Below are 7841 nucleotides of genomic sequence, written 5' to 3'. Positions count from 1 at the left end.
CTTCGACCTTCTCTCGGATGAGCCCTTTGAACGGATCTAATTTACTGGGCCGTTTCAGTTTTTCTGGTGGCTTGGCAGCTGGGTTGAGGCTTTGTTCGTAGTATCGTTTGACCGTTCGTGGGTCGGTATCGAATCGCCGGGCAATCTCGGCAAAGTTAGGTTTAATTTTATTCATCAGGTGCTGGTGGACGCAGTGCTCAACATCTAAACGCATATGGGATTCCTCCAAATTCAGTATGCGTTTAAGTGTACTAAAAAATGCAGGAAATCCGACATTTCTTAATCGGCAATTTCCTACATTTTACCGCCGGCGTTAACAGATGTGACCAATTTCGACACCAGTAACGTCCTTGATATGAGTTATATGTTCGCTTCGGATCTCAAACTCAACGCACTGGATCTGACCAGCTTTGACACCAGCAAGGTCACGACCATGTACTGGCTGTTTTATGGCGACAGCGGGCTGAAAGCCATTACTTTCACCCCGACCAAGTTCAATACCGGCAATGTGACGAATATGGTCGGTATGTTTGGCGGATGCAGCAGTTTAACTGCTCTGGACGTGAGCCACTTTGATACGGCGAAAACGAAGGCCATGAACCAGATGTTTTGGAACTGTGCCAAGCTGACGACCCTTGATCTGAGTCATTTCAATACCAGCCAAGTGACCGATATGAGCTGGATGTTTTACCAATGCGCATCGCTCACGAAGCTTGATTTACGCAGCTTTGACACGCGTAAAGTCGGTACGATGTGGATCATGTTTGCCGCCTGTCCGGCACTGACCAGCCTCGACGTCAGCAGTTTTAATACGAGTGCCTGCCGAAGTTTTGCCAGCATGTTCATTGGCGACAGCAAGCTGACAACATTGGATTTGAGCGGCTTTGATACGCGCAACTATGATCAAAGTGTCCTGGGTAATTTAGGCAAAGATGCCTTCAACGGATGTACCAGTTTATGGCGCCTGTCAGTTGGTGATAAAACAACGCTGGTTAATAGCAGTCTGCCGGGGCATACCGTAGGCGCCATCACTCAGAATGATCCGACGTACAAAGCGGCCGCGGGCTGGCAAGAGCTGGGCGTAGCTGCCGATCCCCTTGAGGCCGCCGGTGCTCAGTTCAGTAATTCCACCGCTCTGGCGACCGAGCTGGCCACGGCCCGGGTGGGCACAGTCAACCCCGCCACCGGCAAGCCGGTTTGGACTTACGTTTGGCAACCGCAGCGGTGGTGGACCATTAATGGCGACACATTGACGATCAATGCCCATACCTTAAATTTTGCGACGGATAAATACTCGACCGAGACCTGGCCGTGGTATAGCCAGCGCAGTGCGATCAAACATGTTGTGCTGGCCACCAGCGGATTGAATGCGCAGGGGGCAGTCAACGGACTGTTCAAAGGGCTAAGCAAGACTGTTGACATTGCCAATCTGAAGCAGCTCGACCTGAGCCGGGCCACCGACATCAGTGATATGTTCAATGGCTGTGCCGCATTGACTAATCTTGATCTGAGTACTCTGGATACGCGGCAGGTGACCAACGAAACCGGCATGTTCACTGGGACCACGACTCTTTGGCTCCTGGTTCTAGGGCCGAACTTCAAGACGACCACCGATGTCCTCGGGCTGGGCGGACCAGTGCCAAACACCGTCATTACCCGGACCGACACTGCCGGTCAAGCCCATTCGTATATCGTTCAGTCCACGGACACCGCCTGGCAGGCACTGGGAACCACCGGAACTATTCTTGCCCCCGCGGGCACCACGTATACGCCTGCAGATCTCATCAAACTGTACAATAACAGCACCCGGCCGACAACCATTCAGACTTATGTGTGGCAACAGACCAGCTCTGGTACGATTGCCCTGACAATCAGCGGCAGTTTCGATTACGGCAAGCATTTTCAACCGCAATTCAGCGGGTTGAACGCAAAAAATGCCGAACCGTTTACGATCAATGTGACTGACTCCCGCGCAGATCGAGCCAATATGCCATGGCATATTGATGTCCTTGGTTCTGATTTTGTCAGCGCCGATGACGCACAGGTCAAAGTCTCGACCAATCCCTGGCGCTTCAATTCAGGCAATGGGGCGCTGCAATCGATCGCGACGCCGTACACAATCTGGCAAAACACCAGCAATGGGACGGATACGGCATATATCAAGACTTGGCCAGCGAATCCCTTTGAATTGGATTTCGCGCCTGGGAGTGTACCGGTTATTGGTAAGTATCATGCCACGGTTACTTTTACGTTGACTAACGGGCTGTAAAATACACATTAGGCAATATCTGCTCTCTGATGGGCAAACAGAATTCAAATTGTTGGTGATTCTGTCTGTCCATCAGTTTTTGTGCAAAAATGCTGATTAATAATTTCTGACTGATTGTTTTTGAATCTTTATGAAGAAAGATGATTGATCTCTCTGACGAGTTACCAATTATCTTGAAGAACTTCTGCGAAATAATGAAAGACGTTACACTAGACGTGGTTCATTGTTAAAAATAGAAGGATGGCAGCAGATGCGATACTGAGAGGAGACAATATATGAATTCCAAGAAGACAAAGTGGTACGAAGACAGCCGGTTTGGCATGTTCATCCACTGGGGGCTCTATTCGTTAATCGGTGTGGACGAGTGGATCAAGAGCATCAACCATATGTCCGATGAAGATTATGACCGCCTGGTCGGCAAATTTACGGCAGATCAATTCGATGCCGATGAATGGGCTGCCGCAGCTAAGCAGGCCGGGATGAAATACGCCGTATTCACAGCAAAGCATCACGACGGCTTCTGCATGTATGACAGCCAACTGACCGACTACAAGTCCACCAATTCGCCGGCGGGACGCGATTTTGTCCGTGAGTTCCTTGATGCCTTCCGAAAAGCGGGGATCAAAGTCGGCCTGTATTACTCCCTGTTGGATTGGCATCACCCAGACTATCCGCATTATGGCGATATCAACCATCCGCAACGGAATAATCCGGCAGCCAAGGGGGTCGAACGGGACTTTCAACGCTATCTGGACTACATGCACGGCCAAATCAAAGAGCTGCTGACCAATTACGGCCAACTGGATATCATGTGGTTTGACTTTTCTTATCCTAAAATGGCCGGTGAGACGTGGCAGCCGCAGAAGATTATGGACATGATTCATCAGTATCAGCCGCAAATGCTGATCGACAATCGGATGGAGGGGAGCGGGGCGAATTATGGTACGATTTTGTCGGCCCATCCCTCGAATTATGCCGGTGACTTCGCTTCACCAGAGCAAATGATCCCGCCTAAACCGATCGTTAACGAACTGGGTGAACCGGTACCCTGGGAAGCCTGCATCACCATGAACAAACATTGGGGCTATAATGCGACCGATGACCAGTTCAAATCAACATCGCTAATCATCCATACCCTTGTGGAGTGTGTCAGCAAAGGCGGCAATTTGATCCTGAATGTTGGACCGACGCCGCTGGGCACATTCAGTGCGCCGACCAAAAAGCTGCTCGCTGAAATCGGCGAATGGATGGCCGTCAACGGCGAGAGTGTCTACGGCTGTACTACTGCGGAATTAGCAAAACCTGAGTGGGGGCGGTATACCCAGAAGGGCAATACGCTTTACGCCCACATTCAGGAGGAATCAATCAGCGCATTCCCGATTGCGGTGCCCAAGGAGCGGATCAAACAAATGACGCTGCTGATTGATGGAATTGAAGTCAAAGCAACCGATTACTGGGCACTGTCCGCGTTCAAAGAGTATAGCTACATTTTCTTGCATCAAGACGTCACGATTGGGTATCCGTTGCCGGATCCAAAGGACACTGTGGTCCGTATTGAGCTGACATAACGACAACGATTCGTGTGAAAAAACAGGTCTTTTCCAATAGGGGACGATCTGTTTTTTTGATTGGGTAACAACCAAGGAATAGACGAAAAAAAAAGCAGTCAGCTGAATTGGCCAACTGCTGATTATCGTCACACCGTTAATTCGGCCTTATTTGCGCTGCATTGCAGCAATCAGCCGGCCGATATTCTCAGAGACCATTTCGATATCGGAAGCAGCATCTGCGATGGCTTTCTCCAGCGATTTGGCCGCCGTGGCGGTGGGGAAGATCGCGTCGATAGCGTCCGGCCGATACAAGACATTAAGCCCGTCGCCAATGTTCCCAGAGAGAACGATCACCGGTGCTTTCGGCGCGACAGACTTCGTGGCCAGCGCCACCCCGAACGGGGTCTTGCCATACTGGGTCTGGGAATCGATCCCGCCTTCACCGGTGAAGACGAAGTCCGCATCCTTGGCGCGTTCCTTCAGATGGGTGTATTCAATAACAATATCAACGCCTTTTTCCATTTGGGAGTTGGTAAAGGCCATCAAGCCCGCCCCAAGTCCGCCGGCAGCGCCAGCCCCGGGGGCCTCCGCGAGATCTTTGTTCAATTCATGCTTGATCACTGCCGCGTAATGGGCCAGATTGGCATCCAAAATCTTCACCATTTCCGGGGTCGCGCCTTTTTGCGGACCAAAGACTGCGGAAGAGCCGGTTTCACCAACCAGCGGATTGGTCACATCAGAGGCGATCAAAATCTTGGTCTTGGGAATCCGCGGATCGATCTCCCGGGTATCGATAGTCGCTAGTTTGTCCAACTGACCGCCGCCATATTCCAGCTCATTGCCTTCAATATCCCGCAAGTGGACCCCGATGGCTTGGGCCATGCCGGCGCCGCCGTCATTGGTGGCGGAACCGCCGATACCCAAGATGATTTCTTTTGCCCCATGATCCAGGGCGTCCAGAATCATCTCACCGGTACCGTATGTGGTGGTGATCATCGGATTGTGGGTCGTATCGTCAACATACTGAATGCCGCTGGCTTGGGCCATTTCGATTGCGGCGGTGGTCCCGTCGCCCAGCATCCCATAGCGGGCAATGACTTGATTGCCCAAGGGACCGGTCACCGAGACGTTGATGATTTCGCCGTGGGTGGCGTCGACCAAGGACTGGACGGTGCCTTCGCCGCCGTCGGCCATCGGTACTAAATCGTATTCGGCGTCCGGGAACACCTTACTCAAACCGGTTTTCATGGCCGTCGCCACCTCGATCGCCGAGCGGCCGCCTTTAAATGAATCAGGCGCAAGTACAAATTTCATCGTGATGAAGCCTCCTTTAAATTTGTTATTGGCTTACAGGTGCAAGAAACCATACATGACTGTGGCCACGATGGTGGCAGACAGGCCCACCAGTGATTCATAGAGAATCGCGTGGGACCGTTCGCTGATATCCATGTGCATGGCATTGGCGGTGACGTGGAAATAGTTCCCATGGGGCAGGTGGTCGATGACGATCGCCCCCGTGTGAACCATCGCCGCCCCAGCGATGGGGCTGACCCCGAAGCCGAGAATTGCTTTACTGAAGGAGCCGGTTGCCAAGATAACACCTGTGGATGTGGACGCAGCCGCCGCACCCATCAAGATACCGGAAATCGGCGCCAGGAAGACGCCGGAAATACCGGAGGCTTTGATCAAATTGATAATCTGCGCCGGTAAATCAGAGGATGTGATCGTTGCCCCAATCGCTCCGGCGCCGATCAAGATCAGGACCACATCGGTCATCCGGGATACACCGGACTTGGCAAAGGGCAGGATTTTCTTCCATTGTTTCATGGCAATCGCGCCAACAATGGCGGCGAAGGGCAGAACATAAAAGGCATCCAGATTGATGCTTTCCAATAAGCTAATATGAAAAATGGAGCCAATCGGGTTTAACAACAGCAAGACAATCGCCACCACCGGCGTCACCAGCGACGAGGCAAGAGAAGGTAATTCCTTGGTATCGGCGGAACTTTCTGCAGCGAGATTCTCCAGATCGGCATCCAGCACGGCGGAGCCTTTGCCCCGGAGCAGGAACGCCAACAGCACCGCCACGATCAGGGCCACGATTGCCGGAATAAAGTCGGCGATCATGACTTGACTCAATTCCACGTTGAACCCCTTGGCCGCCGCAATGGTATTGGGGTTCGGCGAGATAATGTTCCCCGCCTTGCCGCCACCGGACAGGGCGACCAGCAACGATAGTTTGGAAAAGCCCATCCGTTTGCCAACTTCCAAGGCGATGGGCGCCACAATCAACACAGCCACTGGGATAAACACCCCAACGGCTGTGATCACCATCGAAGCGACCGCCAAAGCCAGCAGGGCCCAGCGGTCACCGAAAGTTTTGACAATCGCGCGAGCCAATGTATCGGCGGCTCCGGACTCCATCATCACTCCGGCCAGCATCCCCGCTGCCAGCACCCGGAGTACAGTCCCCATGACACTTTGGGACCCCTTGATCAGGATATCAATGGTTTGGACAAGATTAGCGCCCCCTAGCAGGGCACCGATCACTGCTCCCAGCAGTAGTGAATACACTGGGTTCAGCTTCCTCAGAATCAAAATAATGGCAACGGCCAAGCCGATTAACGCGGCCCACCAGGATAAAACTGGACTCGCCATAAAATTCCCCTCCTAAAATAATGTATTCTTGTGAACAATATTAGTGTAAGCGACTTCCCACTTATGCACAACAAAAACATACCGGAATCTGTTTGGTGTTCAAAATCCGGCAATCTCGGTACAATAGAGTCAGCAATTGTGGGAAGAAGAATGGAGTGGACGAAAATCGTGAAGACAAAAATCGTGATGAAACTAGGGCTGCCGGTCCCCGCTGAACAAGCGGTCAGAGAGTACATTCGCGCTGGTGCGACCGTGTTCAGTGTTGATCCCAATATGGGTACCAGTCAGGATCTGGATGACTTGTACACCGCTGTACAGCAAGCGAGTGCGGCGGAAAAAGCAGCCGTCGGCATCCTGCTTGATCTGCCGGTCACAAATGATCCGTTACGCATCGAACGCAACATCAGCAGCACGGAGGGAACGCTGCTGACCCGGATTGATCGGGCGTTGGCCGTCGGGGCGGCAATTATTGCCATTCCAGTGATCACAAATGCCGTTTATCAAGCCATTTGGGACCTGGCCCGGCAGCATCCAGATGTCCTGATTCTAGGCAAAATCGCCAGTGCGGCCAACATTACCGATTGTCCCGATATTCTAAAAACTTACGACGGCCTGCTCATTGACCGGGATCACCTGGCCAGGGAGATCCCTGTGGAAGACGTGCCCGAAGTGGAGCAATCACTGATTCAACAATGCTTGGCGGCGGGCAAGCCGGTCATCACGGCGGGGCAAATGCTCAGCTCACTGATGATGTCCAGCCGACCTTCCCGGGGTGATGTAACCGACGTGGCCTATGCGGTCGTCAGCGGCACTGATGCGGTTTATCTCTCTGAAGCGGCCAGTCGCGGCGGCGATCCGGCCGGTGCCGTAGCCATGTTGAACCGGATCAACAACAAAGCGGCCACAATGCTGCCCAGCGAGTCGCCACTTTTAACGCAGCAGCCGGCTAATGACTCTATCACCGAGACCACCGCCACGCAGGCGGTGGTCATGACTCGGCAAGCCCAAGTCAAAGCAATCGTGACAATCACCAGCGCTGGCTTCACAGCTCGGCAAATCGCGCGCTACAAGCCTCAGGTGCCGGTCATTGCAGTCACTGCTGAGCCGATTGTCGCGGCTGGTCTGCAGCTCTCCTGGGGTATTGACCCATTGGTCGTAGCCAGCGGCAGCACTCGCGAGGCAATGATTCAAGAAGCAGAAAATGTACTGGCCCAAACCGGTGTGATCCAAATAGGCGATGCGATTGTCGTCGTGGCCGGTTATCCTTTTGGCCAAGCTAAAGACGTGAACAATGTGACGATTCATGAGTATGGTGTTTATGAATAATTCTCCCACCATCCGGACGCCGCACTCTGACAACCCGA

At 52.8% G+C, this 7841-nt stretch carries 5 protein-coding genes and 1 pseudogene; 3 read left to right on the top strand and 3 right to left on the bottom strand.

The genetic code is table 11. The features are described from left to right. A pseudogene (locus tag H627_RS16485) lies at window positions 1-214 on the bottom strand (IS21 family transposase); the annotation flags it as partial. Between the two features lie 108 nt (window positions 215-322). Between H627_RS16485 and H627_RS18975 the strand changes: the two are divergent. Together H627_RS18975 and H627_RS0101350 are read left to right on the top strand one after the other, a co-directional pair. Then, window positions 323-2269: a BspA family leucine-rich repeat surface protein gene (locus H627_RS18975; RefSeq protein WP_051225066.1), complete on the top strand. Its 1947-nt coding sequence runs from the start codon at window positions 323-325 to the stop codon at window positions 2267-2269. A gap of 275 nt (window positions 2270-2544) precedes the next feature. Further along, the gene (locus H627_RS0101350) at window positions 2545-3837 is read left to right on the top strand and encodes an alpha-L-fucosidase (RefSeq protein ID WP_027827468.1); all 1293 of its coding nucleotides are present in this window, start codon (window positions 2545-2547) and stop codon (window positions 3835-3837) included. A 147-nt stretch (window positions 3838-3984) separates the two neighbouring features. Here the strand turns inward: H627_RS0101350 and H627_RS0101345 are convergent, their stop codons facing one another. Together H627_RS0101345 and H627_RS0101340 are read right to left on the bottom strand one after the other, a co-directional pair. Continuing rightward, entirely contained in the window at window positions 3985-5133 is a 1149-nt protein-coding gene (locus tag H627_RS0101345; protein ID WP_027827467.1) for a glycerate kinase family protein, read from the bottom strand. 33 nt (window positions 5134-5166) lie between these two features. Continuing rightward, window positions 5167-6477 carry a GntP family permease gene (locus H627_RS0101340; RefSeq protein ID WP_027827466.1) on the bottom strand — a complete coding sequence of 437 codons (1311 nt, stop codon included), beginning with the start codon at window positions 6475-6477 and terminating at the stop codon, window positions 5167-5169. A 168-nt stretch (window positions 6478-6645) separates the two neighbouring features. On the opposite strand from H627_RS0101340, the gene H627_RS0101335 reads away from it, so the two are divergent. Then, a complete protein-coding gene (locus H627_RS0101335) occupies window positions 6646-7803 on the top strand; it encodes a pyruvate kinase (protein ID WP_162143209.1) in 1158 nt (385 codons plus the stop codon). Window positions 7804-7841 lie beyond the last annotated feature (38 nt).

Source organism: Schleiferilactobacillus harbinensis DSM 16991 (assembly GCF_000425885.1).
Classification (GTDB): domain Bacteria; phylum Bacillota; class Bacilli; order Lactobacillales; family Lactobacillaceae; genus Schleiferilactobacillus; species Schleiferilactobacillus harbinensis.
Note: the sequence above shows the minus strand (reverse complement) of the source record. Positions and strands in the feature narration are given on the sequence as shown.